This is a genomic window from Methylobacterium nigriterrae (assembly GCF_037106235.1).
Classification (GTDB): domain Bacteria; phylum Pseudomonadota; class Alphaproteobacteria; order Rhizobiales; family Beijerinckiaceae; genus Methylobacterium; species Methylobacterium nigriterrae.
In genome coordinates this window covers 20684-47312 of record NZ_JBAWTG010000029.1, presented here as the reverse complement: position 1 = coordinate 47312, position 26629 = coordinate 20684, and the positions used below count along the sequence as shown (strand labels likewise).

At 70.4% G+C, this 26629-nt stretch carries 26 protein-coding genes; 6 read left to right on the top strand and 20 right to left on the bottom strand.

Features of this window, described 5'->3' with window-relative positions:
* The first annotated feature begins 252 nt into the window (after positions 1-252).
* The 5 genes from WDW90_RS16680 (at position 253) to WDW90_RS16660 (ending at position 3737) form a co-directional block, all read left to right on the top strand.
* Complete coding sequence (locus WDW90_RS16680; RefSeq protein ID WP_336488525.1) at positions 253-1242, top strand: aliphatic sulfonate ABC transporter substrate-binding protein; 990 nt, start codon at positions 253-255, stop codon at positions 1240-1242.
* A 6-nt stretch (positions 1243-1248) separates the two neighbouring features.
* Entirely contained in the window at positions 1249-2292 is a 1044-nt protein-coding gene (locus tag WDW90_RS16675) for an LLM class flavin-dependent oxidoreductase (protein ID WP_336488524.1), read from the top strand.
* 286 nt (positions 2293-2578) lie between these two features.
* On the top strand, positions 2579-2998 hold the full coding sequence (locus tag WDW90_RS16670; protein WP_336488523.1) for a hypothetical protein: 420 nt from the start codon (positions 2579-2581) through the stop codon (positions 2996-2998).
* A 175-nt stretch (positions 2999-3173) separates the two neighbouring features.
* Positions 3174-3419, top strand: coding sequence for a hypothetical protein (locus tag WDW90_RS16665; protein WP_336488522.1), 246 nt, complete (start codon positions 3174-3176; stop codon positions 3417-3419).
* 123 nt (positions 3420-3542) lie between these two features.
* Positions 3543-3737 (top strand): hypothetical protein, encoded by a 195-nt coding sequence (locus WDW90_RS16660; RefSeq protein ID WP_336488521.1) that lies wholly within the window; start codon positions 3543-3545, stop codon positions 3735-3737.
* A gap of 154 nt (positions 3738-3891) precedes the next feature.
* Here WDW90_RS16660 and WDW90_RS16655 read toward each other — a convergent pair whose 3' ends face one another.
* From WDW90_RS16655 to WDW90_RS16605, 11 genes are all read right to left on the bottom strand, one after another.
* Entirely contained in the window at positions 3892-5490 is a 1599-nt protein-coding gene (locus WDW90_RS16655; protein WP_336488520.1) for a SpoVR family protein, read from the bottom strand.
* Positions 5491-5695: 205 nt separating this feature from the next.
* A complete protein-coding gene (locus tag WDW90_RS16650) occupies positions 5696-6997 on the bottom strand; it encodes a YeaH/YhbH family protein (protein WP_336488519.1) in 1302 nt (433 codons plus the stop codon).
* Between the two features lie 111 nt (positions 6998-7108).
* Positions 7109-9061 (bottom strand): PrkA family serine protein kinase, encoded by a 1953-nt coding sequence (locus tag WDW90_RS16645; protein WP_336488518.1) that lies wholly within the window; start codon positions 9059-9061, stop codon positions 7109-7111.
* Between the two features lie 229 nt (positions 9062-9290).
* The gene (locus tag WDW90_RS16640) at positions 9291-9734 is read right to left on the bottom strand and encodes a 4-aminobutyrate aminotransferase (RefSeq protein ID WP_336488517.1); all 444 of its coding nucleotides are present in this window, start codon (positions 9732-9734) and stop codon (positions 9291-9293) included.
* 107 nt (positions 9735-9841) lie between these two features.
* The gene (locus WDW90_RS16635; RefSeq protein WP_336488516.1) at positions 9842-10261 is read right to left on the bottom strand and encodes a hypothetical protein; all 420 of its coding nucleotides are present in this window, start codon (positions 10259-10261) and stop codon (positions 9842-9844) included.
* 128 nt (positions 10262-10389) lie between these two features.
* Entirely contained in the window at positions 10390-10884 is a 495-nt protein-coding gene (locus WDW90_RS16630) for a MerR family transcriptional regulator (protein ID WP_336488515.1), read from the bottom strand.
* Positions 10885-10990: 106 nt separating this feature from the next.
* Positions 10991-11317 carry an integration host factor subunit alpha gene (locus WDW90_RS16625; RefSeq protein WP_336488514.1) on the bottom strand — a complete coding sequence of 109 codons (327 nt, stop codon included), beginning with the start codon at positions 11315-11317 and terminating at the stop codon, positions 10991-10993.
* Positions 11318-11459: 142 nt separating this feature from the next.
* Positions 11460-12437, bottom strand: coding sequence for a beta-ketoacyl-ACP synthase III (locus WDW90_RS16620; protein ID WP_336488513.1), 978 nt, complete (start codon positions 12435-12437; stop codon positions 11460-11462).
* A 22-nt stretch (positions 12438-12459) separates the two neighbouring features.
* Entirely contained in the window at positions 12460-13494 is a 1035-nt protein-coding gene (plsX, locus tag WDW90_RS16615) for a phosphate acyltransferase PlsX (RefSeq protein ID WP_336488512.1), read from the bottom strand.
* Between the two features lie 157 nt (positions 13495-13651).
* Entirely contained in the window at positions 13652-14161 is a 510-nt protein-coding gene (locus WDW90_RS16610; RefSeq protein WP_336488511.1) for a YceD family protein, read from the bottom strand.
* Positions 14158-14706, bottom strand: a complete 549-nt coding sequence (locus WDW90_RS16605) for a ubiquinol-cytochrome C chaperone family protein (RefSeq protein WP_336488510.1) — start codon at positions 14704-14706, stop codon at positions 14158-14160. Before WDW90_RS16605 ends, WDW90_RS16610 begins: the two co-directional genes overlap by 4 nt.
* A 171-nt stretch (positions 14707-14877) precedes the next feature.
* On the opposite strand from WDW90_RS16605, the gene WDW90_RS16600 reads away from it, so the two are divergent.
* A complete protein-coding gene (locus WDW90_RS16600; protein WP_336488509.1) occupies positions 14878-15369 on the top strand; it encodes an outer membrane protein assembly factor BamE in 492 nt (163 codons plus the stop codon).
* Between the two features lie 52 nt (positions 15370-15421).
* On the opposite strand, the gene WDW90_RS16595 is transcribed toward WDW90_RS16600, so the two are convergent.
* From WDW90_RS16595 to ribD, 9 genes are all read right to left on the bottom strand, one after another.
* Positions 15422-16117, bottom strand: a complete 696-nt coding sequence (locus tag WDW90_RS16595; protein WP_336488508.1) for an HAD hydrolase-like protein — start codon at positions 16115-16117, stop codon at positions 15422-15424.
* 11 nt (positions 16118-16128) lie between these two features.
* Positions 16129-17994: a PAS domain S-box protein gene (locus WDW90_RS16590; RefSeq protein ID WP_336488507.1), complete on the bottom strand. Its 1866-nt coding sequence runs from the start codon at positions 17992-17994 to the stop codon at positions 16129-16131.
* Positions 17995-18325: 331 nt separating this feature from the next.
* Positions 18326-19417 (bottom strand): alkene reductase, encoded by a 1092-nt coding sequence (locus WDW90_RS16585; protein ID WP_336488506.1) that lies wholly within the window; start codon positions 19415-19417, stop codon positions 18326-18328.
* A gap of 547 nt (positions 19418-19964) precedes the next feature.
* The gene (locus WDW90_RS16580; protein ID WP_336488505.1) at positions 19965-22112 is read right to left on the bottom strand and encodes a sodium-translocating pyrophosphatase; all 2148 of its coding nucleotides are present in this window, start codon (positions 22110-22112) and stop codon (positions 19965-19967) included.
* A 557-nt stretch (positions 22113-22669) separates the two neighbouring features.
* The gene (gene thiL, locus WDW90_RS16575; protein WP_336488504.1) at positions 22670-23677 is read right to left on the bottom strand and encodes a thiamine-phosphate kinase; all 1008 of its coding nucleotides are present in this window, start codon (positions 23675-23677) and stop codon (positions 22670-22672) included.
* A gap of 7 nt (positions 23678-23684) precedes the next feature.
* Positions 23685-24161: a transcription antitermination factor NusB gene (gene nusB, locus WDW90_RS16570; protein WP_336488503.1), complete on the bottom strand. Its 477-nt coding sequence runs from the start codon at positions 24159-24161 to the stop codon at positions 23685-23687.
* 4 nt (positions 24162-24165) lie between these two features.
* Entirely contained in the window at positions 24166-24681 is a 516-nt protein-coding gene (gene ribH, locus WDW90_RS16565) for a 6,7-dimethyl-8-ribityllumazine synthase (RefSeq protein WP_336488502.1), read from the bottom strand.
* Between the two features lie 200 nt (positions 24682-24881).
* Positions 24882-25523 carry a riboflavin synthase gene (locus WDW90_RS16560; RefSeq protein ID WP_336488501.1) on the bottom strand — a complete coding sequence of 214 codons (642 nt, stop codon included), beginning with the start codon at positions 25521-25523 and terminating at the stop codon, positions 24882-24884.
* Positions 25523-26611: a bifunctional diaminohydroxyphosphoribosylaminopyrimidine deaminase/5-amino-6-(5-phosphoribosylamino)uracil reductase RibD gene (ribD, locus tag WDW90_RS16555; RefSeq protein WP_336488548.1), complete on the bottom strand. Its 1089-nt coding sequence runs from the start codon at positions 26609-26611 to the stop codon at positions 25523-25525. The genes WDW90_RS16560 and ribD overlap by 1 nt, the downstream gene beginning before the upstream one ends.
* Between the last annotated feature and the right edge of the window lie 18 nt (positions 26612-26629).

The following is a 26629-nucleotide window of genomic DNA, read 5'->3' as shown; positions in this document are numbered from 1 at the left end:
AACAATCGTTCTCGCGGCCCGCTCGACTCGGGTTACTATGCGCGGAGACGCGAGCGGGCAGGCTCGCGGGGTTTGCGATGTTGGGCAGGCAGAATGTCCCCTTCTGCGCGCGCCAGGGAGGACAGTCATTCCGAAGGGCGGGTAAAATTGCAAATACATTCCGTTGATCGGATGGCGCTTCCGCGTCTTTCATAGACTAGGCCGAGCAACGAGCAGCGTTCCGCTCGGCTTTTCCCTGAGCCGGAGCACACGATGACCGACGACGCCTCGCGCAGGCTTGCGACCACCCGCCGTTCGGTGCTGCGTACGGGTCTCGGCGTGGTGGCGGCCTCCGTTCTCGGGATGCCGGCCGTTCACGCCGCCGAGCGCGTGGTGAAGATCAGCATGCAGCGCTCCTCCGTGCTGTTCACCGTGCTCAAGGTTCGCGGCACTCTGGCGGAGCGCCTCGCCCCGCTCGGCTTCGCGCCGTCCTGGCACCTCTTCACCAGCGTCATCGAGCCCATGAACGCCGGTGCCGTTGATATCCACGCGGACGTGGCGGACGCGGTGCCGATCTTCACCCAATCCGCCGGCGCCCCCCTGACCTTCTACGCCCGCGAGCGCGGCGCCCCGTCTGCCGAGGCCATCATCGTGCCGGCCGATTCTCCGATCCGCACGATGGCGGATCTCAAGGGCCGCACGGTCGGCGTCTCGCGAGGCTCAGGCAGCCACTACGTGCTCGCCGCCGCCCTGAAGCGCGCGGGGCTCACCTTCGCCGACGTCAAACCGGCCTATCTCCAGGCGCCGGAAGGGGCCGCAGCCTTCGAGAAGGGCAGTATCGATGCGTGGTCGATCTGGGATCCCTTCCTCGCCTTCGCCGAGGCGAAGCGGCCCGTGCGCACCCTCGCCGACGGCAACGGGCTGACGAGCTACCACCGCTACTATCTCGTCAACGACGGCTTCGTCGCCGAGCACCCGGAGGTGGTCTCGGCGGTCTACGAGGCGCTCGTCGAGGCGGGGCGTTGGGCGAAGGCCAACCCTGACGCGGCCGTGGCGCTGCTCGCCCCCGTCTGGGGCGATCTGCCGCCGGCGGTGGTGGCGGCGGCGAATGCGCGGCGCACCTACGCGGTCGAGCCGGTGCAGCGGGCGCAGCTCGGCGAGCAACAGGACATCGCCGACGCGTTCCTGGAGGCCAGACTCATCCCGCGCCGGATCGACGCCACGGCGGTGACGATCTTCCAGCCGACCGCCGTGAAGGGCTGAGCGGCGATGTCCGACGCCCCCCGCTTCGGCATCTGGGCCGCCGTGCACGGCTCGCGCGCCGCCCACCACGACCCCGACGAGCCCGACGACGCCAGTTGGGAGCGCAACCGCGCCCTGGTGCTGGAGGCCGAAGCCCTCGGCTTCGATTCCGTCCTCGTCGCCCAGCACACGGCGAACCCGTACGACGACGCCCGCGATCAGCTGGAAGCCTGGACCTCTGCCGCCGCGCTCGCCGCGCTGACCCACCGCATCGAGATCATCGCGGCGATCAAGCCGGGGCTCTACCACCCGGTCGTGCTCGCCAAGATGGCGCTGCAGGTCGAGCACATCGCCCGAGGTCGCTTCGCCCTGAACCTCGTGAATGCCTGGAACCGGACCGAATTCGAGCGGGCCGGGCTCCCCTTCCCGGCACATGACGACCGCTACGCCTATGGCCGCGAGTGGATCGGCCTCGTCGAGCGACTGATGCGCGGCGAACGCGTCTGCTTCGAGGGCCGGCACTTCCGTGTCGAGGACTACCAGCTCCGGCCTGCCGGCACCTTCCGCCCCCGCCCGCGGATCTATCTGGGCGGCGAGTCCGAGCCGGCTCGGGCGCTGGCGGCGGACCACGCCGACGTCTGGTTCATCAACGGCCAGCCGCTGGAGGACGTGAAGGCGCTGATCGCCGACGTCGCCCGCCGCCCGGCCGCGAACGGACCGCTGCGCTACGGCCTCTCGGCCTTCGTCATCGCCCGTGCCACCGACGCGGAGGCGCTGGCCGAGCAGGCACGGCTCCTCGCCCTGGCGCAGCGCGACGCGGCCCTGCGCGCCGACACGCGGGCGCGCACGGACGCCGCGAGCGTGATGTTCGCCAAGACCGACGCGGCCTCCGCCCGCCATGTCGGCACCAACGGCGGCACCGCGGCCGGGCTCGTCGGCAGCTACGAGACGGTGGCGAACCGCATCCGCGCTTTCCACGAGGCCGGCATCGAGCTGTTCATGCTGCAGTTCCAGCCCTTCGAGGCTGAGATGCGCCGCTTCGCCGAGCACATCCTGCCCCGCATCCGCTGAGGGCATGGCCATGGTCGCGCGACAGTGCCGCCTCGAAGTCAACCTGCCGCATTCGGGCGTTGAGCCGCCGCCGACGCAGTCTTCTCGCTGGCCCAGACCGACGCCGAAGGCGTCGCCCGCGCGGAGGACCGGCGGGCGATAGACAGATTCCGCCGCGGGCCGGCCGATCGAGGACAGATCTCGGCAGTCCGGACGGAGACAATCGCCGCGTACGGAAGAGTTCCGACAAGTCCATCGGACGAACTTCGCGTTTTAGTTGCAGTTCTCTCCAAAAATGGAGCGAACCATGCGGCTCTCCACGATGGCCCTGATCGCGCTGGCCTCCACGGCTTCGGGAGCGCTCGCGCAGACCCGCGATCCCAAGCTTCTCGACGACGTGCCGCGCGCGCCGGCCACCAAGCAGCAATCCGATCTCGACCCGCTGACGCTCGCCTCGGCCCAGCGCGAGCGCGCCCGTTCGGTGGAGGAGCGCACCAGCGGCCTCTGGCAATCCTGGCTCGTCTCGATCTGCCAGGGCTGCGGTGAGGCGCCGCGGCGAACCTTCGTGCCGCCGAGCCTGCTGCAGGCCGAGCGCGCGGCCCAGAACCGGCAGGTGGCCGAGGCCCAGGCCCGGCTGCGCGCCGGCGGCTCGAGGCGGCACTTCGATCTCTATTCCAGCCTGTCGCCGGACGCGGTCGGCCAGATCCGCGTGATGCCGGGGCACTGAGGGGGCGGGCGTCACGCGGGTCGGCCCGGCCTCGGTGCGCAAGCGCTCCGACGCGTCGCCTCCGCCGTCGCTCCCACGAACCCGCGAGCATGCTCGGCCGTTACGGTAGGCGCAGCACGCGCGATGCCGAACCGGCTCGCCCGTCACCGGAGCCGGACGGCGCGAGGAGACGCCCATGCCCACGGAAGCCAGACGCGCCGAGTTTGCCCAGAAGGCGCTGGATTGCCACGCGCGCGCCCATGTCGCGATGCGCCGCTGGCGCTCGGCGCCGGCCAACGACGACATCGCCGAATGCGACATCGTCGACCTGATCACCGATCTCCTGCTGCTCGCGCGCCTCAAGGGCCACGACCCCGCGACCATCGTCAGCAAGGCGGAGCGGCACGTCTATGCGGAGACCGGCCATCAATTCGGGCCGTGAGGCCGCGGGGGGTCGATGTGCGGCACGGCACGCCGAAACATTCGGAGCCGTGCCACGAAACATTCGCGCAAACACCGTCCCGTACGACGCTTGCGTTCACGGACCCAGGCGGAGGCGGCACCGATGACCCTCGCAGTTCAGGCCCATCGCGTCATCGTCGTGGTATGCGCGCTCGCCCTGGCGATCGCGCCGATCGCCAACCCGCTTCTCGTCGCCCTCACCCTCATCGTCGGCGGTGCCTTCGCGGCCTACCGGGGCGCGGGCGATCTCGTGGCCATCGCCCGCGAGGACGAGGTGATGTTCCGCCACTACGTCTGAGCGGATCGCGCGGGTCGCCCGTCCCGCACGGGAGAGGTCAGGTCCGCGTCAGCGGACCGGGCGAGGGATCACGCGGACGCCGTATCGGCGAGCCCGCGCGGCGGCTGAGCGGAGCCCGGATCCGCCGTCCCGGATGGATCAGACGGCGGCTGTATCAGAAGAAGATCGGCCGCGCGCTCGCGAGGTGCTCGCCCAGGATGCTGCCCGTCGCCGGGTCGACCTCCTTCAGCACGACGTCGTAGCCCCACAGATCGGCGAGGTGCTGGAGCACGCGCCGGGCATCGTCCCTCTGCAGGGTGATGCGGTTGAGCGCCTTGTGATGCAGGATCAGGCGGCGGTCGCCCTCGAGGTCGACGTCGACCACCTCGATATCGGGATCGAGCCAGGCGACGTCGTACTGGCGCGCGAAGGAGCGGCGCAGCCTGCGGTAGCCGCGCTCGTCGTGGATCGCCTCGACCCGCAATTCCGGCTCGTCGGGATCGTCGACCACGTGGAAGAGGCGCAGGTCCCGCATCAGCTTGGGCGAGAGGAACTGCGCGATGAAGCTCTCGTCGCGGTAATTGGCCCAGATGTCGCGCAAAACCGCCATCCCGTCGCCGGTGCCGGCGATCTCCGGGAACCATTGCCGATCCTCCGCGGTCGGGTTCTCCACGATGCGGGCGATATCCTGCATCATGGCGAAACCGATCGCGTAGGGATTGTGGCCGCCGTAGGAGCGGTCGTCGTAGTTCGGCTGCCGGATGACGTTCGTGTGCGACTGCAGGAACTCGAGATAGGCCGCCTCGCCGATCTGGCCCTTCTCGGAGAGCGCGTTCATGATCCGGTAGTGGCAGTAGGTGGCGCAGCCCTCGTTCATCACCTTGGTCTGGCGCTGCGGGTAGAAGTACTGCGCCACGAGGCGCACGATCCTGAGGATCTCGCGCTGCCAGCGCTGCAGCCGCGGCGCCGCCTTCTCCAGGAAGTAGAGGATGTTCTCCTGGGGTAGTTCGAGGAGCGCGCGGCGGCGCTCGGCGGCGAGATCGGTGCGGGTGCCGCCGGCCTTCTGCGGCAGGGTGCGCCAGAGGTCGTTGTAGATCTGCTCGCCGTGCTCGATCCGCTCGCGCTCGCGGCGCTGCTCGGAGGCGAGGTCGGGGCGCTTCTTGCGGGGATAGCGGTGCACGCCCTGGCTCATCAGGGCATGGGCCGCGTCGAGCACCTGCTCCACGGCCTGATGGCCGTAGCGCTCCTCGCACCGGGCGATGTAGTTCTTGGCGAAGTCGAGATAGTCGAGGATGCCCTCCGCGTCCGTCCACTGGCGGAACAGATAATTGTTCTTGAAGAAATGGTTGTGGCCGAAGGCCGCGTGGGCGATCACCAGCGTCTGCATCGTCGCCGTGTTCTCCTCCATCACGTAGGAGATGCACGGGTCCGAGTTGATGACGATCTCGTAGGCCAGCCCCATCAGGCCGCGGCGGTAGCCGGCCTCGTGCTGGGCGAAGTGCTTCCCGAACGACCAGTGCTTGTAGAAGAGCGGCATGCCGATCGACGCGTAGGCGTCGAGCATCTGCTCGGCCGTGATGATCTCGATCTGATTCGGGTACCAGGACAGACCGAGCTCGGGCCCGGCGACGGCCTCGCAGGCGTCGTGGATGCGGCGGATCGTGTCGAAATCCCAGTCGTTGCCCGTGAACAGGGGCTCGGCGGGTCCCGAGGTCGTCCGGGGCTGTCTACGGGTCGGGCTGTCCAGCACGGAAAGGGCCTCTCTCGACACCATCCCCCTCCCCTCGCGGCGAGGCGAACGCTCCATCTAGCGGGTCTATCGCATTGTCTTGCGCCGAACCGGTGGCCATTCCGGCGTAGAATGCTCTCGATCATGCAGCCTTTTGACCAGATCGGTCAAAAGGCGGAAAACATGATCGATTCAATAAGTTAGGGCATGCTTTGAGCGAAAATCCGTCGCCACTTTTCCGCAGCATGCTCTAGGCCTCCGCCTCGGCGCGCGCATCCTTGCGGCCGAACAATTCGCGGAAGACCGGGTAGATCTCGCGCCGGTGATTGACCTTGCGCATGGCGATGGCGCCGCCCGCCTTGGCGATAGCCTCGTAGGTGCGCCAGAGCGTGGTGCGGTGCTCCACGAAGCCGGCGCGCGGGCCGTTCTCGTCGCCGACCTCCAGATAGGCGAAGTGCTGGCAGGCCGGGAGGATGTGGGAGCGCAGCAGTTCCGTCGCGGTCGGTCCGTCGCTCGACACGTTGTCGCCGTCCGAGGCCTGGGCCGCGTAGATGTTCCAGTCATCGGGCGAGTAGCGCTCGGCGATGATGCGCTTCATCTCGGCCAGCGCCGAGGAGACCAGCGTGCCGCCGGTCTCGCGGGAGCTGAAGAAGGTCTCCTCGTCGACCTCGGTGGCCCGGTCGGTGTGGCGGATGAACACGATCTCGACGTGCCGGTAGCGACGCGTGAGGAAGATGTGCAGCAGGATGTAGAAGCGTTTGGCGAGGTCCTTCATGTGCTCGGTCATCGAGCCCGAGACGTCCATCAGGCAGAACATCACCGCCTGCGCGACGGGGCGCGGATAGGGCTCGAAGCGACGGTAGCGCAGGTCGATCGGGTCGACGTAGGGGATGCGCTTCGAGCGCTCGCGCAGCATCTCGAGGGTGAGAAGGAGGTCCGGCAGCTCCGGGTCGCCCTCGCGGATCTCGGCGATGCGGGCCTCGAGCGCCGCGATCTCGTCCGGCTTCGGACGCTTCAGGGCGATGCGCCGGGACATCGAGTTGCGCAGCGTGCGCGTCAGCGCGAGGTTCGCGGGCGAGCCCGTCACCGTGAAGCCGGCGCGGCGCAGGCCCTCGGTCTCGACCACCGCGAGGCGGCGCTTGGCGAGGTCCGGCAGTTCGAGGTCCTCGAGAAAGAGCTCGAGGAACTCCTCGCGCGTCAGCACGAAACGGAAGGCGTCCTCGCTGTTCTCGCCGCCCTCGCCGCCCTCGCCGGAGCCGCCCCCTCCGCCCCCGCCGGGCGGACGCTCGATCCGGTCCCCCTCCACGTAGGTCTTGTTGCCGGGCAGGATGTGGTCCTGAAGGCCGGTCCCGGGCTGGCGTGAGAAGCGGGGCTCGCGCACCCCGTCCACCGGCACCGAGACGCGCCCGTCCTTGCCGAGGTCCTTGATGTCCTTCTCGCGGGCGGATTCGCGCACCGCGCGCTGGGCCACGTCCTTGACGCGGCGCAGGAAGCGCTGCCGATTGGCGAGGCTCTTGCCGCCTGGATTGAGCCGTCGGTCGACGATGTGCATCCGGTGTCTTCGCCTTCGCCCTCAAGTGCCGACCGGTTCAGAATTCCCGGCCGATCGCCCGAAACTGTGGCGGCGGAGGGTCCAAAACCGTGCCCCCGAGCGGGGGTGAACTCACCCCGCCTGCTTCACCCGCATGTACCATTCGACGAGGCGCCGCACCTGCCGTTCGGTATAGCCCCGGTCGACCATGCGCTCCACGAACTCGCCGTGCTTCTTCTCGGTCTCGCCATCCTTCTTCGAACCAAAGGAGATGACGGGGAGCAGTTCCTCCACCTGGCTGAACATGCGCCGCTCGATCACCTCGCGCAGCTTCTCGTAGGAGGTCCAGCTCGGGTTGCGGCCGCCGTGCTGGGCCCGCGAGCGCAGGGCGAACTTCACCACCTCGTTGCGGAAGTCCTTCGGGTTCGCGATCCCGGCGGGCTTCTCGATCTTGGTCAGCTCCTGGTTCAGGAGCTCGCGGTTGAGGAGCTGGCCCGTCTCGGAATCCTTGAAATCCTGATCCTCGATCCAGGCGTCCGCGTAGTCGATATAGCGGTCGAAGAGATTCTGGCCGTAATCGTGGTAGGATTCGAGGTAGGCCTTCTGGATCTCGTGGCCGATGAACTCCGCGTAGCGGGGCGCCAACTCGGTCTTGATGAACTCGAGGTAGCGCTTCTCGACCTCCGGCGGGAGCTGCTCGCGGCGCAGGGCCTGTTCCAGCACGTACATCAGGTGGACCGGATCGGCCGAGACCTCGGTGGTGTCGTGGTTGAAGGTCGCGGCCAGGACCTTGAAGGCGAAGCGGGTCGAGATCCCGTCCATGCCCTCGTCAACGCCGGCCGTGTCCTTGTACTCCTGCATGGAGCGGGCGCGCGGGTCGACCTCGCGCAAGGACTCGCCGTCGTAGACCCGCATCTTCGAGAACAGGTTCGAGTTGGCGTGCTCGCGCAGGCGCGACAGCACCGAGAACCGGGCCAGCATCTCCAGCGTGCCGGGCGCGCAGGCCGCGTCCGACAGCTCGGAGCCGGAGATCAGCTTCTCGTAGATGCGCTGCTCCTCGTGCACCCGCAGGCAGTAGGGCACCTTGATGACGTAGATGCGGTCGATGAAGGCCTCGTTGTTCTTGTTGGTCTTGAAGCTCTGCCACTCGGCCTCGTTCGAGTGCGCGAGGATCACGCCCGTGAAGGGGATCGCGCCGATATTCTCGGTGCCGACGTAGTTGCCCTCCTGCGTCGCCGTCAGCAGCGGGTGCAGCATCTTGATCGGCGCCTTGAACATCTCGACGAATTCGAGGATGCCCTGGTTCGCCCGGTTGAGGCCGCCGGAATAGGAGTAGGCGTCCGGGTCGGCCTGGCTCAGCGTCTCGAGGCGGCGGATGTCGACCTTGCCGACGAGGCTCGAGATGTCCTGGTTGTTCTCGTCGCCGGGCTCGGTCTTGGCGACCGCGATCTGGCGCAGGCGCGAGGGCCGCACCTTGATCACCGTGAAGCGCGAGATGTCGCCGTTGAACTCGTCGAGCCGCTTGAGGGCCCAGGGGCTCATCAGCCCGGTGAGGCGCCGGCGCGGGATGCCGTAGCGCTTCTCGATCTCGGGTCCCAGCAGCTCCGGGTCGAACAGGCCGAGCGGGCTCTCGAAGACCGGCGAGACCTCGTTGCCGGCCTTCAGCACGTAGATGGGGTGGACCTCCATCAGCGACTTCAGGCGCTCGGCGAGCGAGGACTTGCCGCCGCCGACCGGCCCGAGCAGGTAGAGGATCTGCTTGCGCTCTTCCAACCCCTGGGCGGCGTGGCGGAAGAAGGAGACGATGCGCTCGATCGTCTCCTCCATGCCGAAGAACTCGGAGAAGGCCGGGTAGGTCCGGATCGTCCGGTTCATGAAGACGCGCCCGAGACGCGCATCCTTCGAAGTGTCGACGAATTCCGGCTTGCCGATCGCGTGCAGGATGCGCTCGGCCGCGCTCGCGTACATCAGGGGCTCGTCGCGGCAGGCATCGAGATACTCGGAGAGGCTCATCTCCGTGTCGCGCCGAGCCTCATACCCGCGAGTGAAGCTCTGAAACAGGTCGTTCGTCGACTGCAACGGCATTCGATAACCCCTTTCACGACGAGGACAGCTTCATCCTGTCTCGCCTCGGATGCAACTGACAGGCCCGCTTTTGTCGCAGTGCGGTCAACACGCTGTTCCGGCGTGTGATGCTTGCAACAGGTCGCGCAACCACATGGCGCAATCCGAAATGTCGGCCGGCTCGATTTTCCGGCTGGCGAAGTCGATCAGGCCAAAAAACTGTGCATGGCCGCATCGCAACTGCCTCTCATCAGAGATCGGTGCCATCCTTCTTCGCATCGCCGTCCTTTTTGGCGGCTGCCGGCCCGACCGTGATCTTGATGTTCTGTGTCTGAACCTGACCGTCGGCATTCTTGATTTCGAAAGTCACCTCGTCGGCGCCCGTGAAATTGGCGTTGCTCTGATAGAACAGCGCCTGAACGGCGACCTCCTTGTTGGGGCAGCGGTAGCTCGCCGGAGTCTTCTGCTTGCCCGTTCGGCTGATCGTGGCGCCGTTCTTGGGCGCCCCCGTGACCTTGAATTCCGGCATCGGGCCGGCGGAGCAATCCTTCTTGAGGTTCGGCGCGATCGCGAGGCGGACCGCCTTGCCGCTCGCGACGGACTCGCTCTTCGTGATCGTCGTCTGCGCGTGGGCCGGTGCCGAGGCGAGTAGGCTGCCGGCGACGAGGGCGACGAGCGGGCGGGCGGCGTTCATGCGGCGGCTCTCCTGGGCTCAGCCGACCCTCCGTCCGGCTCCGGCGGATTCGGTCGCTGGCCCCTTCGATGTGGGGAGGCGCGGCGCCGCCGTCGAGGTGCGGCGGCCTATTCCTGCAGCGCTGCCGCCACCGCCCCGGTCACCCGGGCGATCTGCGCCGCGTTCAATTCGCCCGCGAGCGCGACCGAGATGGCCCGCTCGATCCGCGCGCGCTCGCCGATATCGGCGATCGGGGTCTGCGGGATGTCGTTCTCCTTGAGGCGGCAGGCCTTGCGGATGGTCTCGGCGGCCTTGAGCAGCGTCTCGCGGTCGGACGGGCCCATCTCCCAGAGGGGATTGCGCAGGCGGCTGATCACCCGCCGGGCGTCCCGGTACTCGCGGTCGATGCTCGTCAGCGCCTCGATCTGGCTGACGAGGAACATCAGTTCCAGAACCTCGGCCGCCGCATCCGGGCAGATCCGGACGATCCGCATCACGCGGCTGATCAGCTCCTGGGTCGGCGACATCTGCTGGCGGGGCGCGGTCATGCGCCGGTAACGCCGATCCCACCGCAAAGTTCGATCGGGAATCGCGGAGTGCGGTGGCCGAGGAATGCAAAAAAGGCGGAGGCTCGCCAAGGGCTTGACCGATCCGGCGCCGACCCGGGCGTCCGGGTTCAATCCTCGGGCGGCCTGCGCAGCGCGGCGAGCGCGTCGCGGCAGGCGTGGAGATCGGCGAGGGCCGCCTCCAGCGCGTCCCGATCCGCGCGGCTGAGCGGCATGCCCGGCTCGGCGCCCGGCATCCCCCCCGTCTCGAGCTCCTGCGCGGCCGGTGCGGCGACGTCCGCCTCGCCGCGGCCGACGGCCTGGACGAAGCGCACGCCGTTCTCCTTCAGGATGCGCTGGGCGCCCTTGATGGTGTAGCCCTGGCCGTGCAACAGGCGGCGCACCCCCCGCAGCAGATCGACGTCCTCGGGGCGGTAGTAGCGACGCCCGCCGGCGCGCTTCACCGGGCGGATCTGCGAGAACCGCGTCTCCCAGAAGCGCAGGACATGCTGGGGGATGTCGAGATCGTCCGCCACCTCCTTGATGGTGCGGAAGGCGCCGGGGCTCTTCTCCGCGCCGGCGCGCTCGTCCTCGGGCGGCCCGTCCTTCATGGCTGCAAGCGGCATGGTCGCCCCCTCCGCGAAGCTGTCCGGCCCGGCGCGCCGGGGATGTGGCGGTCTGAGGCCTCAGGGGGCGCCCCCGCTCGGGGCGCGCGGCCGCGCGAGCGCGTGCTCAGTCGTCGGATTCCGCGTGCTCGCCGGAACCGTTCAGGCCGTTGATGCGGGCCTTCAGGACGTTCGAGGGCTTGAACACCATCACCTGCCGGGGCTCGATCGCGACCTCGACGCCGGTCTTCGGGTTGCGGCCGACCCGCTTGCCCTTGCTGCGGACCACGAACGAGCCGAACGAGGACAGCTTCACGGTCTCGCCCTGCGCGAGGCAGGTGCAGATCTCGGACAGCACGGTCTCGACGAGGGCCGCCGATTCGGTGCGGGAGAGGCCGACCTGCTGGTAAACGGCCTCGCTCAGATCGGCGCGTGTGACCGTCTTCCCTGACATGCGTTCGCCCCCTCAAAGATTCGGTACCCGGACTCGGTATTTGCGGCGTATCTCTATGATCCGCCACGCTAATCCGCGCTCCAGCCCGGGTCAACCACGGGCCCGGGCATGCCGTCCGAAAATGTCAGGACCGGGTCCCCGCTCACCAGCGGATCAGGGCGGCGCCCCAGGTGAAGCCGCCGCCGATCGCCTCGATCATCACGAGGTCGCCCTCGCGGATGCGCCCGTCCCTGCGGGCGGCGTCGAGCGCCAGGGGAATCGAGGCGGCCGAGGTGTTGCCGTGCCGGTCGACGGTCAGCACCACCTTCTCGCGGGCGATGCCGAGCTTGTCCGCCGAGGCCTCGATGATGCGGCGGTTTGCCTGGTGCGGCACGAACCAGTCGAGTTCCTCCGCCGTGGTGCCCGATTGCCGGAAGGCGTCGGCGATCACGTCCGTGACGGAGCCGACCGCGAAGCGGAACACGTCGCGGCCCTCCATGCGCAGGTGCCCGGTGGTCCCGGTCGAGCCGGGGCCGCCGTCGACGTAGAGCTTGGACCGGTGCCGACCGTCCGAGCGCAGGCTCGCGGTGAGCACGCCGCGATCGTCCCGGGACCCGCTGCCCTCGCGGGCCTCGAGCACGATGGCGCCGGCGCCGTCGCCGAACAGCACGCAGGTGGTGCGGTCCTCCCAGTCGAGGATGCGCGAGAAGGTCTCGGCGCCGACGACGAGCGCCCGCGTGGCGCCGCGGGTCGTCAGGAACTTGTCGGCCGTGGCGACCCCGTAGACGAAGCCCGCGCAGACGGCCTGGAGATCGAAGGCCGCGCCCTGGTGGATGCCGAGCCCGGCCTGGATCTGGGTCGCTGTCGACGGGAAGGTGTGGTCGGGCGTCGAGGTCGCGCAGATGACGAGGTCGATGTCCTCGGCCCGCAAGCCTGCATCCGCGAGCGCGGCCTGCGCGGCCCGGATGCCGAGCACCGAGGTGGTCTCGGTCTCGTCCGCAAGGTGGCGCTGGCGGATGCCCGTGCGCTGGACGATCCACTCGTCCGAGGTGTCGACGCGCTGTGCGAGGTCGTCGTTCGTCACGACCCGGGCCGGAAGGGCCGATCCGCAGCCGACGACGACGGAACGCAGGGCTACCATGATGATCCTTCCCCCGCCTGCCTCACGCCGAGACCACCGCGGGTGTCTGGTCGAGCATGTCGCGGATCGTTCGCATCAGGTCGTGACGCGCCATGTCGTGGGCAAGGTCGATCGCGGCGGCGAAGCCCTGCGCGTTCTCGGAGCCGTGGCTCTTGATGACGATGCCCTCGAGGCCGAGGAAGACGCCGCCGTTGGCGCGGCTCGGGTTCATCTTGTCGCGCAGCGCCCGGAAGGCCTGGCGGGCGAAGAGATAGCCGATCCTGGCCGACAGGGTGCGGCTCATGGCCGAGCGCAGATAGGTCCCGATCTGCTTGGCCGTGCCTTCCGCGGTCTTGAGCGCGATGTTGCCCGTGAAGCCCTCGGTCACCACCACGTCGACGGTGCCGCGGCCGAGATCGGTGCCCTCGACGAAGCCGTGATAGGAGAAGTTCGCGGGTCCCGACTCGCGCAGGATCCGCGCCGCCTCCTTCACCGCCTCGTTGCCCTTCATCTCCTCGGTGCCGACATTGAGGAGGCCGACCGTCGGCCGGTCGAGGTCGAACACGATCCGGGCCATGGCCGAGCCCATCACGGCCATCTCGACGAGGTGCTCGGCATCCGTGCCGATCGTCGCGCCGACGTCGAGCACCACGCTCTCGCCGCGCACCGTCGGCCACAGGCAGGCGATGGCCGGGCGCTCGACGCCCGCCATGGTCTTGAGACAGATCTTCGACATCGCCATCAGGGCGCCGGTGTTGCCCGCCGAGACGCAGGCATCCGCCTGCCCGTCGCGAACAGCCTGGATCGCCTGCCACATCGAGGACTTCCCGCGGCCCTGGCGCACGGCCTGGCTCGGCTTCTCGTCCATGGCGACCGCCACGCTGGTGTGGCGGATCTCGACGGCCCCCTTCAGGCGCGGCTCGGCGGCGACGAGGGGCGCCAGCACGGCCTCGTCGCCGAACATCAGGAAGGTGGTCTCGGGATGACGCTCGCGCGCGATGGCGGCGGCGGGGACGACGGTCGACGGCCCGTGATCGCCCCCCATGGCGTCGAGCGAGATGCACACCCGTTGTGACATTGTGATTGCGTCGCGGCCTCGTGCGAAGGGCTGCCGGCCCGAGGCCCCCGATCTGGTGCGCAAACCCCCGCCCGGCGCGGCGGAAAATAGCGATCCGGGCCCGTCGGGCAAACGAAATCTGAGCCCGGGCGCCGCCGGATTCCGGCCAAGCTCCGCCTCAGGTCCCGTCGGGACGCAGGCGCCGCAGGGCGTCGAAGGGCTTCACGTCCTCGCCGATTCTCGTCTCCTCGAAGGCGGCGCCGGGCTTGCGCGGATAGGGGTCGAGGCCGAGCGCCAGGAACTCGGCGGTAAGGATCCCGAAATCGATGCGGCCCCCGACGATGGGGTCGGGCACGTCGGCGTCCTCGGCATCGGTGCCGGCGAGCTGGTCCGTGTCGGTGAACGCGACCTCGACGGATTCCGAAACCTTGGTCTCGAACGGGTCGAGCGTGACGGTGCAGACCTGCGTGACGACGGCCTCCACGGTGCCGGTCACCAGGAGGCGGTTCAGCGAGCCGGAGAGATCGAAGCGCCCGACGAGGTCGCGGATCGCGGGGATGCGGAAATCCTTCGCCAGCGCGTCGCACTCGGCCTGGCTCGCCTCGACCGTGACGACGCCGCTCCCCTGGGGAAGGCGCTCGACGCTGAAGGAGCGCGAGAGCGGGCCGGTCTGCTCATCTCGTGTCATGCGGGCTCTCCGGTGGCGGCTGGGTCGGGAAAGCTCGGGCCTTCCCCGAGCAGGGTGTCGAGGTCGGCGCCCCGGAGCGCGGCGTCGCTCGCCACCACGTAGGCGGCGAGCCCCGCGGCCGCGGCCGGCTCGTCGCGGCCGAGGACGTTGCGGGCGAGCGCGGCCGCGAGCGCGCCCGCGTCGCCGGCATCGAGGGCGGCGTCGTAATGGCCGGCGCGCCCGTAGAAGGCGGCGCCGAGCTTCTTCATGCGCTTGGGCACCCCGAAATCGCCGACGCCGAGCTCGCGCAGCGAGGCATCGAGCTGCAGGAAGACCGAGTTGACGAGGTCCTGCGCGACGTCGGCCGCCGGGGGCGGCAGCCGGTTGAGGCGCCGCAGGGCGAGGATGACGTGCAGCGTCAGGCACTCGAAGCGCCCCTCGACGGTGTCGGGCACGCCGAGCTGCGTGTAGAGGGGGGGCCGCCGCGAGGCCTCGTTGATGCGCAGGTGCAGGGTCTCGATCGCGCGGCGGCGCGAATCCCCGCGGCGAAGGAATCGGGCGATCATGCTGTCCACCGCAACCGCTGTGCGTCGGCTCGCGGCTGTGTCCGCGCTTGCCTTGTCAAAACCATAACCCCGCGGTACGGCAACCCACGGCCAAGGTGCAAGCGCCCGCGCGGCGCTGGCGACCCTGTGCCGCGAACGCGTCCGGTGTCGCAACACAACCAAGGGGGGCCGATGTCGCGCCGTCTCGTTTCGTCGCTCGCTCGTCTCGCCCTGATCGGCCTCGTCGCCGTCGGCGTCTCCGGATGCATCGGCGAGGACCTGCGCCACGGCTACCAGATCGACCAGGCCGCCCTCGCGACGATCAAGCCCGGGATGAGCCCGGAGCAGGTCCTGCAGATCCTCGGCTCGCCGTCCACGGTGTCCACGGTCGGCAACAAGTCCTGGTACTACATCACCCAGAACACGCGCCGCACGGTGCTGTTCCTCGGCGAGAGCGTCGAGGACCAGAAGGTGACGGCGGTGTACTTCACCCCCGCCTTCAAGGTGGAGCGCGTCGCCCTCTACGGCCTGCAGGACGGCCGGGTGTTCGACTTCATCGAGCGGACCACCCCGACGAGCGGCGCCGACCGGGCCTTCCTCAGCCAGCTCTTCCGCGGCCTGACCCGCTACGAGCCCTTCGGCAGCGGCCGGAGCAACGTGCCGGGCGCCAGCCGCGGCATGTAGGACGCCGTCCGGCTGCCCGGATCGCGGTCGGCCGCCTTCCCGCCGCCTCCCGTCAATCGAGGACGCGCGACCGCGCCCTCTCGCGGCGCGTCGCGGGCTGCGGCACGAGCGCGCGCACCACGTCACCCGGATCGGCGAACAGGAAGGCGGGGTTGCGGGCCGCGAGGGCATCCGCCCGCGTGTAGCCCCAGGCGACCGCGCCGAAATCGGCGCCGACCTCGGCCGCCGCATCCGCGTCCCGGATCTCGTCGCCGATGCAGAGCACCTGCCCGGGCTCGAAGCCGCTTCGGCGGATGACCGCGCGCAGGCGCCGCGCCTTGCCGAAGACCGAGGCGCCGCAGGCGTCATCGCCGATGCGGCGGGCATTGGCGGGGCCGAGCACGCGCCGGACGTTCGCCCGTGTGTTGGAGCTGACGACCGCGAGCCGCACGCCGCCCTCGTCGAGCGCCGCCAGCATGCCGGCGATGCCGGCGAACAGGTGCAGATCGGCTATGTCGCGGGCGGCGAGGTCGTGCATGTGGCGGGCGATGGCCGGCAGCTTCCAGAGCGGCACCCCGAGATGCGCGATGATCTCGCGGGCGCCGAGCGCGCGCAGGCTCTCGGTCTCGTGCCCAGCGACGCGGCGGAAGCCGTAGCGGTCGGCGACGCCGTTGATGACGCCGCAGAACCACGGGAAGGTGTCGGCGAGCGTGCCGTCGAAATCGAGGATGCAGAGGCGGTAGCGCGGAGGCGCCGGCGAGGTCTCCATCGCGCCGCGCGTCAGAAGCGCAGGTTCGCGAGCGGCAGCCGCAGGCGCATCACGAGGCCGTCCGGCGCCCAATCGTGCTGCAGGGTCCCGTCGAGCTGTCCCGCGACGCTGCGCTCGGCCAGCACCGTGCCGAAGCCGCGGCGCACCGGCGGGTCGGCGATCACGGGGCCGCCGGCCTCCGCCCAGGTCAGCTCGTAATGCGCGCCGTCGCGGCGCCCGTTGAGCGAGACCAAGCCCGCCTCCGTCGAGAGGCCGCCATACTTCACCGCGTTCGTCGCCTGCTCGTGCATGACGAGCGCGAGCGCGGTCGCGGCGCGCTCGCCGACGGGTGCGTCGTCGCCGGAGATCGCCACGCGCTCGCGCCCTTCCTGGGCGTAGGCCGCCATGATCAGGCGCATCAGGCCGAGCACGGTCTGCCCCGCCACCGCGGGGGCGCTCTCGGGCGAGTGCGGGCGCACGTATTCGTGGGCCTGCGCCAGGGCGCCGAGGCGCTCGCGAAAAGCCTCGACGAAAGGGCGCGCCGCCGGGTCGCTGCGCCCGGTCAGCTCCGCGATGCCGCCCACCACCGCGAAGATGTTCTTGATCCGGTGCGACAATTCCCGGATCAGCAGGTCCCGGGCCTCCTCGGCCCGCTTGCGCTCGCGCAGGTCGCGGGTCACCGTGGCGTAGCCCGCGGGCGCGCCCTTGGCGTCGCGCACCGGGAAGATGTTGTAGAGCACGGCGATGGCCTCGCCGGTGCCGAAGTGCCGGAAGGCGAGCTCGCCCTCCCACCAGCCCTCCCGCAGCACCGCGGGCATCACCACGTCCTCGAGGATGCGCTGGCTCGCCGGCATGAAGTACTCGGCGATCCGCGTCGTCCGCGCCGCCGCGAGGTCGGGCAGGCCGACGAGCCGGAGCGCGGCCTCGTTGAGGTGGACGATGCCGCCCGCCTCGTCGATGAGGCCGATGAAGTCCTTCGAGGTCTCGACGACGGCGGCGAGCTTGCGCGCCTCGGTCTCGGCCCATTTGAGATCGTCGATGTCGGTGCAGGTGCCGAACCAGCGCTCGATGCGCCCCTCGGCGTCGCGGATCGGCATGGCCCGCCCGAGCGTCCAGCGATAGGCGCCGCCGTGATGGCGCAGGCGGTACTCGATCTCGTAGGGCTCGCCGGTCGCGAGGCTGTGCCGCCAGCGCGCCCAGGCCCGCTCCTGGTCGTCCGGATGGAACATGCCGTTCCAGGCCTCGCCGTCGGTGGAGCCGTAGGGCACGCCCGTGAACTCGTACCAGCGGTCGTTATAGAAGTCGTGGAACCCGTCCGGCCGCGTGGTCCAGACCATCTGGGGCATCGCCGAGGCCATCACCCGGAAGCGGCGCTCGCTCGACGCGAGCTCGGCCTCGCGGGAGGCCACCTGCTCCAGGGTGAGGCGATGGTCGAGGAGCGTCGAGATCTGGCGCGCCAGCGACAGGAGCGTCGCGGCCTGCGCGGCGCCGAGCCCCTGTCCGCGCGGCGCGTGGTCGATGACGCAGAGCGAGCCGAGCGGAACGCCGCCGCCGCTGCGGATCACCGCGCCCGCGTAGAAGCGGAGGCCCGCATCCCCGGTGACGAGCGGATTCGAGGCCGTGCGCGGGTCGGCGGCGAGGTCCGGGATGACGAGAAGCTCGTCCGCCTCCAGGGCGATCCGGCAGACCGATCGGTCGAGCGTCGTCTCGCTGCAGCCGAGGCCGATCTCGGCCTTGAACCACTGGCGCGCTTCGTCGACGAAACTGACGAGGGCGATCGGCACCTCGCAGACCAGGGCGGCGATCCGGGCGAGATCGTCGAAGGCGGACTCTGGAGCGGTATCGAGGATGCGCAGGGCGCGCAGCTCCGCGATCCGCTCCGCTTCGGTCCATCGCATCTCGGGAGATCGCGTCTCGGGAGATTCCGTCTTGGCAGGGGCGCCGGGCGCGCTCACGGGAAAAGGATGCTCCTCGAACAGCCTCGCTCACTTATGTGCGATTGCGCGCCCGGCCTAGAGGCGCAGCGGGGGTGTGATCACATTATGCGCAGGAATTTCGGATGTGCCGCCGATAGAGGCAATACAACCGGAAAGTTTGTTTCTAAATTATTTCAACCAATCCCAGCTGCCGCGGCCGAATACTGTGTAGTATCATACAATTGGCCGGCCCGAGCGCTCTCCGGCTGCTGACCCGGCGGATGGGCGAGGCATCGGCCCCGCCCATCCCTGCTCACGCCGCCCGCGCCTCGTCGAGCGTCGGGTAATCGACGTAGCCCTCCGGCCCCTGGCTGTACCAGGTGTTCTGCACGTCCTTGTTGAGGGGCGCATTCTCGGCGATGCGCTCGGGCAGGTCGGGATTGGCCAGGAAGGTGCGGCCGAACGCGATCGCGTCCGCGCGCCCCTCGTCGAGGGCGTCCTGGGCGCTGCGGCCGTCGTAATCTGAGTTCAGGATCAGCGGACCGCCGAAGGCCTTCTTGATCACGGGCGCGATGGGCGGGCGGTTCGGCTTGCCGAATGTGCCGTCCGGCCCCGGCTCGCGCAGTTCCAGGAAGGCGATGCCGATGCGGCCGAGCGCCTCGGCGGCCGCCCCGAACAGCGTGTCCGGGTCGGAATCGTCGACGCCCTGGATGGCGCCGTTCGGCGACAGGCGCACGCCGGTGCGGTCCGAGCCGGCCACCCCGGCCACCGCCCGCGTCACCTCGGCGAGCAGGCGGACGCGGTTCTCGACCGGACCGCCATAGGCGTCGGTCCGGTGGTTGGAGCCGTCGCGCAGGAACTGGTCGATCAGGTAGCCGTTCGCGGCGTGGATCTGCACGCCGTCGAATCCCGCCGCGAGCGCGTTGCGGGTGGCGCGCTCGTAATCGGCGAGGAGGCGCGGGATCTCGTCGATTCCGAGCGATCGCGCCTCGGCGTAGGGCTTCTTGCCCTCGTAGGTGTGGGCCTGGTCCGGCGCCGTGGTGGCGGAGGCCGAGACGGGCTTGGCGCCGCCCAGGAAGTCGGGGTGGACGACGCGGCCCATGTGCCAGAGCTGGCAGACGATGCGGCCGCCGGCATCGTGCACCGCCTTCACGATCGGCGCCCACGCCTCGACCTGCTCGTCCGACCAGATGCCCGGCGCGTAGGGCCAGCCCAGCCCTTCCTGGCTGATGCCGGTCGCCTCCGTGAGGATCAGGCCGGCACCGGCGCGCTGGGCATAGTACTCCGCCATGATCGGGGTCGGCACGTGCGCGCGGGTGGCGCGGCCGCGGGTGAGCGGGGCCATGAAGATGCGGTTCGGCGCCTCGATGGCGCCGATGCGGATCGGGTCGAAGAGTGAGGGCATGCGTCTCTCGTGGTTTCTCGGCCCGGCACGAACGGGCACGGTCGGATCATCCCATGCGGGCTGGTCGCTCGTAGGTGGTCGCGGGCGTCCGGTCCGCCAGGGCGACGCTTGCCCGGGCGTGCGTCGGCGCACATCGGGCGCCGCCGGCGCGCGGCCGGGCGGGGGCCGCCTCGTCCGGCGGAGTTTCTGGATTCACGCATCGCGAGCGGAACCCGGCCCCTGAAACGAATCGCCTCGGCCCCTCCCCCTTGCGGGGAGGGACCAGGGGTGGTTCAGGACGGATCGAAGCGGTGCCTTCTGCGCGCCCTTTCCAACTCCTCCCCACCCCGATCGGGCCTGCCCGATCCGGGCCGGCAAGGGCCGATCTCGGGCAGGCCCGATCCGGGCCGGCAAGGGCAGATCTCGGGCAGGCCCGAGATCTGCGGGGGAGGAGAGCCGCCTCGGGAGGTGCGAACGTGCAGGCCCGTGCGAGAGATGGCGGATCCCTCACCCCGGCCGCTTCGCAGGCAAGCCCCTTCCGCCGGGGCGAGCGGACCCGCCGCCGAGATCAGCTGTGCGCCAGCACCGCGAGCAGCAGCAGCGCGATGATGTTGGTGATCTTGATCGCCGGGTTCACGGCGGGGCCCGCCGTGTCCTTGTAGGGGTCGCCGACGGTGTCGCCGGTCACGGCGGCCTTGTGGGCCTCCGAACCCTTGCCGCCGTGGTGGCCGTCCTCGATGAACTTCTTGGCGTTGTCCCAGGCGCCGCCGCCCGAGGTCATCGAGATGGCGACGTAGAGGCCGTTGACGATCACGCCGAGCAGCATCGCGCCGACCGTCGCGAAGGCCTGGGCCTTGCCGGCGATCGCCTGGATCACGAAGAACAGCACGATCGGCGAGAGCACCGGCAGCAGCGAGGGGACGACCATCTCCTTGATGGCGGCCCGGGTCAGCATGTCCACGGCGCGGCCGTAATCCGGCCGGTCGCGGCCCTCCATGATGCCGGGCTTCTCGCGGAACTGGCGGCGCACCTCCTCGACCACGGCGCCGGCCGCGCGGCCCACCGCCGTCATGGCGATGCCGCCGAACAGGTAGGGGATGAGCCCGCCGAGCAGCAGGCCCACCACGACGTAGGGGTTCGAGAGCGAGAAATCGACGGCGACGCCCTGGAAGAAGCGGTACTGGGTCGGGCTCGCGTTGGAGATGAAGTGGTTGAGGTCGGAGGTATAGGCGGCGAACAGCACCAGCGCGCCGAGGCCCGCCGAGCCGATCGCGTAGCCCTTGGTGACGGCCTTGGTGGTGTTGCCGACCGCGTCGAGGGCGTCCGTGGACTTGCGGACGTCGGCGGGCAGGCCCGCCATCTCGGCGATGCCGCCCGCATTGTCGGTGACGGGACCGAAGGCGTCGAGCGCCACGATGAAGCCCGCCAGCGCCAGCATGGCTGTGACCGCGATGGCGATGCCGAACAGGCCCGCCAGCGCGTAGGTGGCGATGATGCCGCCCACGATCACGATGGCCGGCAGCGCCGTCGATTCCAGCGAGATCGCGAGGCCCTGAATCACGTTGGTGCCGTGGCCGGTGACCGAGGAATCCGCGATCGACTTGACCGGCCTATAGTTGGTGCCGGTGTAGTACTCGGTGATCACCACGATCAGTGCGGTGATGACGAGCCCGATCACCGCGCAGCCGAGCAGGCCGCCGGAGGTGAAGGTGGTGCCGGTATTCGTCCTGAACTCGGTGCCGAGGCCGCCGAACAGCAGCACGTTGACCACCGCGATCGCCCCGACCGAGAGCACGCCGGCCGCGATCAGGCCCTTGTAGAGCGCGCCCATGATCGACTGGTTGGCGCCGAGGCGCACCGCGAAGGTGCCGGCGATCGAGGTCAGGATGCAGGCCGAGCCGATGGCGAGCGGGTAGATCATCATCGCCTCGAGGACGTTGCGGCCGGCCACCTCCGTCTGGCCTCCGAAGAAGATCGCGGCGAGCACCATGGTGGCGACGACCGTCACCGCGTAGGTCTCGAACAGGTCGGCCGCCATGCCGGCGCAGTCGCCGACATTGTCGCCCACGTTGTCGGCGATGGTGGCGGGGTTGCGCGGGTCATCCTCCGGGATGCCGGCCTCGACCTTGCCGACGAGGTCGCCGCCGACATCCGCACCCTTGGTGAAGATGCCGCCGCCGAGCCGGGCGAAGATCGAGATCAGAGAGGCGCCGAAGCCGAGCGCCACGAGAGCGTCGATCACCTCGCGGCTCGCGGGCGCGAGGCCGGCGAAGCGGGTCAGGTAGGCGTAGTAGAGGACGACCCCGAGGAGCGCGAGGCCGGCCACCAGCATGCCGGTGACCGCCCCGGACTTGAAGGCGACCTCGAGGCCGCCACCGAGGGAGGTGGAGGCCGCCTGCGCCGTGCGGACGTTGGCGCGCACCGAGACGTTCATGCCGATGAAGCCGGCAACGCCCGAGAGGACCGCGCCGATGAGGAAGCCGATGGCGACCTTGATGCCGAGGAAGTAGGCGAGGACGACGAAGAGGATGATGCCGACGATACCGATGGTCATGTACTGGCGGCGGAGATAGGCCTGCGCGCCCTCGGCGATCGCTCCCGCGATCTCCTGCATGCGCTGGGTCCCGGCGTCTCGTTTCATCACGTCGTTGATCGTGACGATTCCGTAGGCGACGGCGCAGAGCCCGCCCAGGATGATCAGCAGCAATGCGGTCATTCTACCGTCCTTGGATATGGTGCCTGGCGTTTGGCTTGTGGTTACCGAGCTTGGCCTGGACGGCCACGGGACGTCGCGCTCGGGTCGCGCACTCCTCCCCGGAAGTGCGCGTCCTGCTTGCCAAACTTCGCGGCTCAGCGCAAACACCGCGTCCGCTTTCGAACACCCTCTATTGCTGCAGTGCAGTATATCCCTCGAAATTTATACTGCATCGCAGCATAATGGTTGCCTCCGAGCCGTCCGGGCAGGACGGCCGCGACCGGCCGCGCGGGCTCGCGCGACGCGGCGCGGGTCTCCTCCCCGGCCTGATCGAAGCGGACGGCGTACGAGGTCCCACGGATTTGATCCGCGGCTCGTCAGAGCCGTTCGTCCCATCCGCCCCTCATGCTGCATCCCCCTCGTCCCGGGGTGCCTCGTCCGCGGCACCCCGGGACGAGGGGGATGGGTGGGATCACGATCCGGGTATTGCGTGAACCGCCAGGCCCGAAATGGGGAAGGACCCGCACCCGATCGAAGGACGGCCCGAGCCTGGAATCGGTGATCCCGTCACCCGGATCTCAGAAGTGGCTGAACGAACCCGCCGCGAAGATGCGCGGGACGCCTTCGCGCCCGGCGAATTCCGGCGGCCCGGGATCGGGCAGGACGGTGCCGATCGCCGCGACCGCGATCCCGGCCGCCGCCGCCTCGGCCCGGAATTCCGCGAGATTCTCCGGCGCGACGGTGCACAGGACCTCGTAATCGTCGCCCCCGGTCAGCGCCGTGTCGAGGAGGCCCGGCGCGGCGGCGATCGCGCGCGCGGCGGCGGTCGACAGGGGAATCTCCGGGATCGACACGGCGCCACCGCGGGCCGACGCCCTGAGCAGCTTGGCGAGGTCGCCCGCGAGGCCATCCGACACGTCCATCGCGGCGCCGGCGTAACGGCGCAGGATCGGGGCCAGGCTGAGACGCGGCCGGGGATGGAGGTAGCGGTCGAGGAGATGGGCCCGCTCCTCCGGTGCGAGCGCCGCCGCCCAGCCCGCATCGGGCGCCAGGCGCAGGGCGAGGCCGAGCGCCGCGTCGCCGATCGTTCCCGTGACGCAGATCCGCTCGCCCGCCCGGGCCGCCGGGCGGCGAACCATGCCGCCCCGCGGCACCTCGCCGATCGCCGTCACGCCGATCAGCGCCGGCCCGGCCGCCCGCACGGTGTCGCCCCCGAGGAGCGGGCAGCCGAAGGCGGCGCTCGCCTCGGCGAGCCCGGCGGCGAAGCCCGCGAGCCACGCCTCCGTCCAGTCCGGCGGGAGCGCGAGCGTGAGCAGGAAGCCGCGCGGGCCCGCCCCCTTAGCGGCGAGGTCCGAGAGGTTCACCGCGAGCGCCTTGCGGGCGATCGAGGCGGGCGGATCGTCCGCGAAGTAGTGGATGCCCGCCACGATCGCGTCCGCCGTCAGCACGAGGTCGTGGCCGGGACTCGGGGTCAGGGCGGCCGCATCGTCCCGGAGCGCGTCGGCGCCGGGGCCGGCGATCGGCGCGAAGTAGCGCGCGATCAGGGCGTCCTCGCTCGGACGCCCGCTGGCCGCCTCGCCGCTCACCCGCGCATCACCCGCGCCGAGCCTCCGGCAGCGCGAGCTCGGATGGCCGCACCTCGCGCGCGACCTTGTCGAGCACGGCGTTGACGAGGCCGGGCTCGTCGCCCGTGTAGAAGCTGTTGGCGACGTCGACGTATTCGGAGATCGCGGAGCGGGCCGGCACGTCGCGCCGGAACATCAGCTCGTAGGCGCCCGCCCGCAGGATGGCGCGCAGCACCGCCTCGAGCCGCTTGAGCGGCCAGCCCTGCGCCAGCGCCCGGTCCACCTGCGGGTCGATCGCGCGCTGCTCCTCGACGACGCCCCGCAGGAGATCGCGGAAGAAGGCCGCGTCCGCCGCGGGGTGCTCGACCCCGTCGACTTCCCGGCCGATCCAGAAGGCCTCGAACTCGGCCAGCGCGTCGAGCACGCCCTTGCCGGAGATCTCCATGTCGTAGAGGGCCTGCACCACCGCGAGGCGGGCGCCGCTGCGCTCGTTCAGCCTGCTCATCGCCTCACGCCTCTCCGACCGGGCCGGCCGAGGCCGCCCGCTTCAGGGCGAGCACGGCGAGCGCCGCCTCGGCCGCCCCGCCGCCCTTGTTCATCTCTTCGACGCGGGCCCGCGCCAGCGCCTGCGCCTCTGTCTCGACCGTCAGGATGCCGTTGCCGAGCGGGAGCCGCAGGGCGACCGACAGGTCCATGAGTGCGCGCGCGCTCTCGCCGGCCACGATGTCGTAATGCCCCGTCTCGCCCCGGATCACGCAGCCGAGCGCCACCGCGGCGTCGTAGGGCTCGCCCGCGCGCTCGGCCGCGTCGACCAGGATCGCGATCGCGGCGGGGATCTCCAGGGCGCCCGGCACGGTCACGGTGACGGACTGCCCGCCCACCGCCTCGATGGCCGCCTCGGCGCCCGCCAGGAGCGCGTCGGCGATGTGGTCGTAGAAGCGGCCCTCTACCACGAGGACGCGCGCGCCCCTGAGGGCGGGGTCCGGCCTCGGATCGGGGCGGGGGTTGGGTGCAGTCGAAACCATCGTGGCCTTCGTGGATGGAAAACGTCGCGCCCAGGCCGGCCGCTTCCCCCGCATGTCCCGTCCGGATCGTTGCCGGCGCGTCCTTGCCCGCGCCGGCCGATCGCGGAATCGCTGCGGGGCCGGTGGCGGGAGGCGAGCACTAGACCGAAGGTCGGCGCATCACAAGCGCGGCCTCGGCGCCCGCGTCGATGTGGGCCGGGTCAGCCCGGCCCGGTCGCCGTGCGGGCCTCGCTCAGGCGGGCGGCGTAGCGGGCGATGAGGTCGACCTCGAGGTTGAGCCGGTCGCCCTGCCGGCGCTCGCCCCAAGTGGTCACCAGCAGGGTGTGGGGGATCAGCAGCACGGAGAAGAGATCGCCCGCGACGCCGTTCACCGTGAGCGAGGTGCCGTCGAGGCAGACCGAGCCCTTCTCGGCGATGAACTTCGCGAGAGGGCCCGGCGCCCGCAGGGTGAAGCGCTCGCTCGCGCCCAGATCCCCCTCCCCGCCCGTCACGCTCTCGCGGGCGACGATCTCGGCGAGCCCGTCCACGTGGCCGGTGACGAGGTGCCCGCCGAGCTCGTCGCCGATCCGGAGGGAGCGCTCGAGGTTGATGCGGGTGCCCACTCGCCAGGACCCGACCGTGGTCCGGGCGAGCGTCTCGGCCGCCGCGTCGACGGCGAAGATCGCGCCACCCTCGGCGGGCTCGACCGCCACCGCCGTCAGGCAGGGACCCGAGCAGGCGATCGAGGCGCCGAGCGCGATCGAGGCCGGATCGTAATGCGACCGGATCGCGAGCCGGCGCAACCGGTCATCGCCGCTGATTTCATGAATTGTTCCGACGTCCGAGACGAGACCGGTGAACATCAGAGGCTCCGCTCGTAGGTGACGGCCCGGTCGGGACCGAGGTCGAGGGTCTCGACCGCGCGCAGGCGGCCGTCGCCGAGCGCCCGCGCCAGGGCCGGCCCGACCGCCGGAAGCCCGTCTCCGCCGAGGGGCTCCGGGCCGGTGATCAGCGTGCAGACGTCGACGAGGTCGGCCGCCGCCAGCGCATTCGCCAGATAGGGCCCCCCCTCGCTGCAGATCCGGGTTATGCCGCGTTCCGCGAGCGCCGTCAGCGCCGCCCGCAGGTCGACCCGGCCCGCCGCGTCGGCCGCCATACAAAGGACCTCGGCTCCGAAGGTCGTCAGCGTCCTCTTGGCGTGCGTCGGCGCCGCGCGCGTCGTGATGACGAGGGTCGGCACGTCGCGCGCCGCCCGGACCAGAGCGCTCGCCGGCGTCAGGCGCAGCTGCGAATCGAGGATCACCCGGAGCGGCGAGCGGTCGGACAGTCCCGGCAACCGGACCGTGAGCGAGGGGTCGTCGGCGCGTGCCGTGCCGATCCCCACCATGATGGCATCGGCATGCGCGCGCCAGAGATGCACCGCCCCGTCGGCGATCGGGCCGGTGATCCGCAGGCGCTGCTTCGGCGCCCCCGCCGCAAACCCGTCCCGGGTGCGGGCGAGCTTGAGAGCAACCATCGGCCGCCGCTCGGTCGCCCTCAGGATATGGCCGAGATGGTCGCGACGGGCCTCCGCACGCAGCACCTCCGCCGTCACGGCGATCCCGGCGGCGCGCAGGAGATCGTGGCCGCGGCCCGCCACCCGGGGATCGGGATCCTCGATCGCCGAGACCACGCGGGCAAGGCCGCTCGCGACGATCGCCTCGGTGCAGGGCGGCGTGCGGCCGTGATGCGAGCAGGGCTCCAGCGTCACGTAGAGCGTCGCCCCGCGCGCCGCATCGCCAGCCATGGCGAGCGCCAGAGGCTCGGCATGGGGGCGGCCTCCGGGGGCCGTGACGCCCTGCCCGACGATGCGCTCCCGGCCGGGCTCGCCCGCGACCACGACGGCGCCAACCGAGGGGTTCGGCCAGCTGCGCCCGAGATTGCGCCGCCCGAGCGCCAGAGCGAGGTGCATGAAGCGAAGATCGGCCGC

Bases quoted from the DNA above. Each gene is read 5' to 3' on its own strand.
- WDW90_RS16625 (WP_336488514.1), bottom strand. From the start codon at position 11,317: ATGTCAGGGAAGACGGTCACACGCGCCGATCTGAGCGAGGCCGTTTAC.
- WDW90_RS16635 (WP_336488516.1), bottom strand. From the start codon at position 10,261: ATGACCGCGCCCCGCCAGCAGATGTCGCCGACCCAGGAGCTGATCAGC.
- ribD (WP_336488548.1), bottom strand. From the start codon at position 26,611: ATGCACCTCGCTCTGGCGCTCGGGCGGCGCAATCTCGGGCGCAGCTGG.
- WDW90_RS16675 (WP_336488524.1), top strand. From the start codon at position 1,249: ATGTCCGACGCCCCCCGCTTCGGCATCTGGGCCGCCGTGCACGGCTCG.
- WDW90_RS16590 (WP_336488507.1), bottom strand. From the start codon at position 17,994: ATGCGATGGACCGAAGCGGAGCGGATCGCGGAGCTGCGCGCCCTGCGC.
- WDW90_RS16585 (WP_336488506.1), bottom strand. From the start codon at position 19,417: ATGCCCTCACTCTTCGACCCGATCCGCATCGGCGCCATCGAGGCGCCG.
- WDW90_RS16665 (WP_336488522.1), top strand. From the start codon at position 3,174: ATGCCCACGGAAGCCAGACGCGCCGAGTTTGCCCAGAAGGCGCTGGAT.
- ribH (WP_336488502.1), bottom strand. From the start codon at position 24,681: ATGGTTTCGACTGCACCCAACCCCCGCCCCGATCCGAGGCCGGACCCC.
- plsX (WP_336488512.1), bottom strand. From the start codon at position 13,494: ATGTCACAACGGGTGTGCATCTCGCTCGACGCCATGGGGGGCGATCAC.
- WDW90_RS16620 (WP_336488513.1), bottom strand. From the start codon at position 12,437: ATGGTAGCCCTGCGTTCCGTCGTCGTCGGCTGCGGATCGGCCCTTCCG.
- nusB (WP_336488503.1), bottom strand. From the start codon at position 24,161: ATGAGCAGGCTGAACGAGCGCAGCGGCGCCCGCCTCGCGGTGGTGCAG.
- WDW90_RS16640 (WP_336488517.1), bottom strand. From the start codon at position 9,734: ATGAACGCCGCCCGCCCGCTCGTCGCCCTCGTCGCCGGCAGCCTACTC.
- WDW90_RS16580 (WP_336488505.1), bottom strand. From the start codon at position 22,112: ATGACCGCATTGCTGCTGATCATCCTGGGCGGGCTCTGCGCCGTCGCC.
- WDW90_RS16560 (WP_336488501.1), bottom strand. From the start codon at position 25,523: ATGTTCACCGGTCTCGTCTCGGACGTCGGAACAATTCATGAAATCAGC.
- WDW90_RS16595 (WP_336488508.1), bottom strand. From the start codon at position 16,117: ATGGAGACCTCGCCGGCGCCTCCGCGCTACCGCCTCTGCATCCTCGAT.
- WDW90_RS16660 (WP_336488521.1), top strand. From the start codon at position 3,543: ATGACCCTCGCAGTTCAGGCCCATCGCGTCATCGTCGTGGTATGCGCG.
- WDW90_RS16645 (WP_336488518.1), bottom strand. From the start codon at position 9,061: ATGCCGTTGCAGTCGACGAACGACCTGTTTCAGAGCTTCACTCGCGGG.
- WDW90_RS16605 (WP_336488510.1), bottom strand. From the start codon at position 14,706: ATGATCGCCCGATTCCTTCGCCGCGGGGATTCGCGCCGCCGCGCGATC.
- WDW90_RS16670 (WP_336488523.1), top strand. From the start codon at position 2,579: ATGCGGCTCTCCACGATGGCCCTGATCGCGCTGGCCTCCACGGCTTCG.
- WDW90_RS16600 (WP_336488509.1), top strand. From the start codon at position 14,878: ATGTCGCGCCGTCTCGTTTCGTCGCTCGCTCGTCTCGCCCTGATCGGC.
- WDW90_RS16680 (WP_336488525.1), top strand. From the start codon at position 253: ATGACCGACGACGCCTCGCGCAGGCTTGCGACCACCCGCCGTTCGGTG.
- WDW90_RS16630 (WP_336488515.1), bottom strand. From the start codon at position 10,884: ATGCCGCTTGCAGCCATGAAGGACGGGCCGCCCGAGGACGAGCGCGCC.
- WDW90_RS16650 (WP_336488519.1), bottom strand. From the start codon at position 6,997: ATGCACATCGTCGACCGACGGCTCAATCCAGGCGGCAAGAGCCTCGCC.
- WDW90_RS16655 (WP_336488520.1), bottom strand. From the start codon at position 5,490: ATGGTGTCGAGAGAGGCCCTTTCCGTGCTGGACAGCCCGACCCGTAGA.
- WDW90_RS16610 (WP_336488511.1), bottom strand. From the start codon at position 14,161: ATGACACGAGATGAGCAGACCGGCCCGCTCTCGCGCTCCTTCAGCGTC.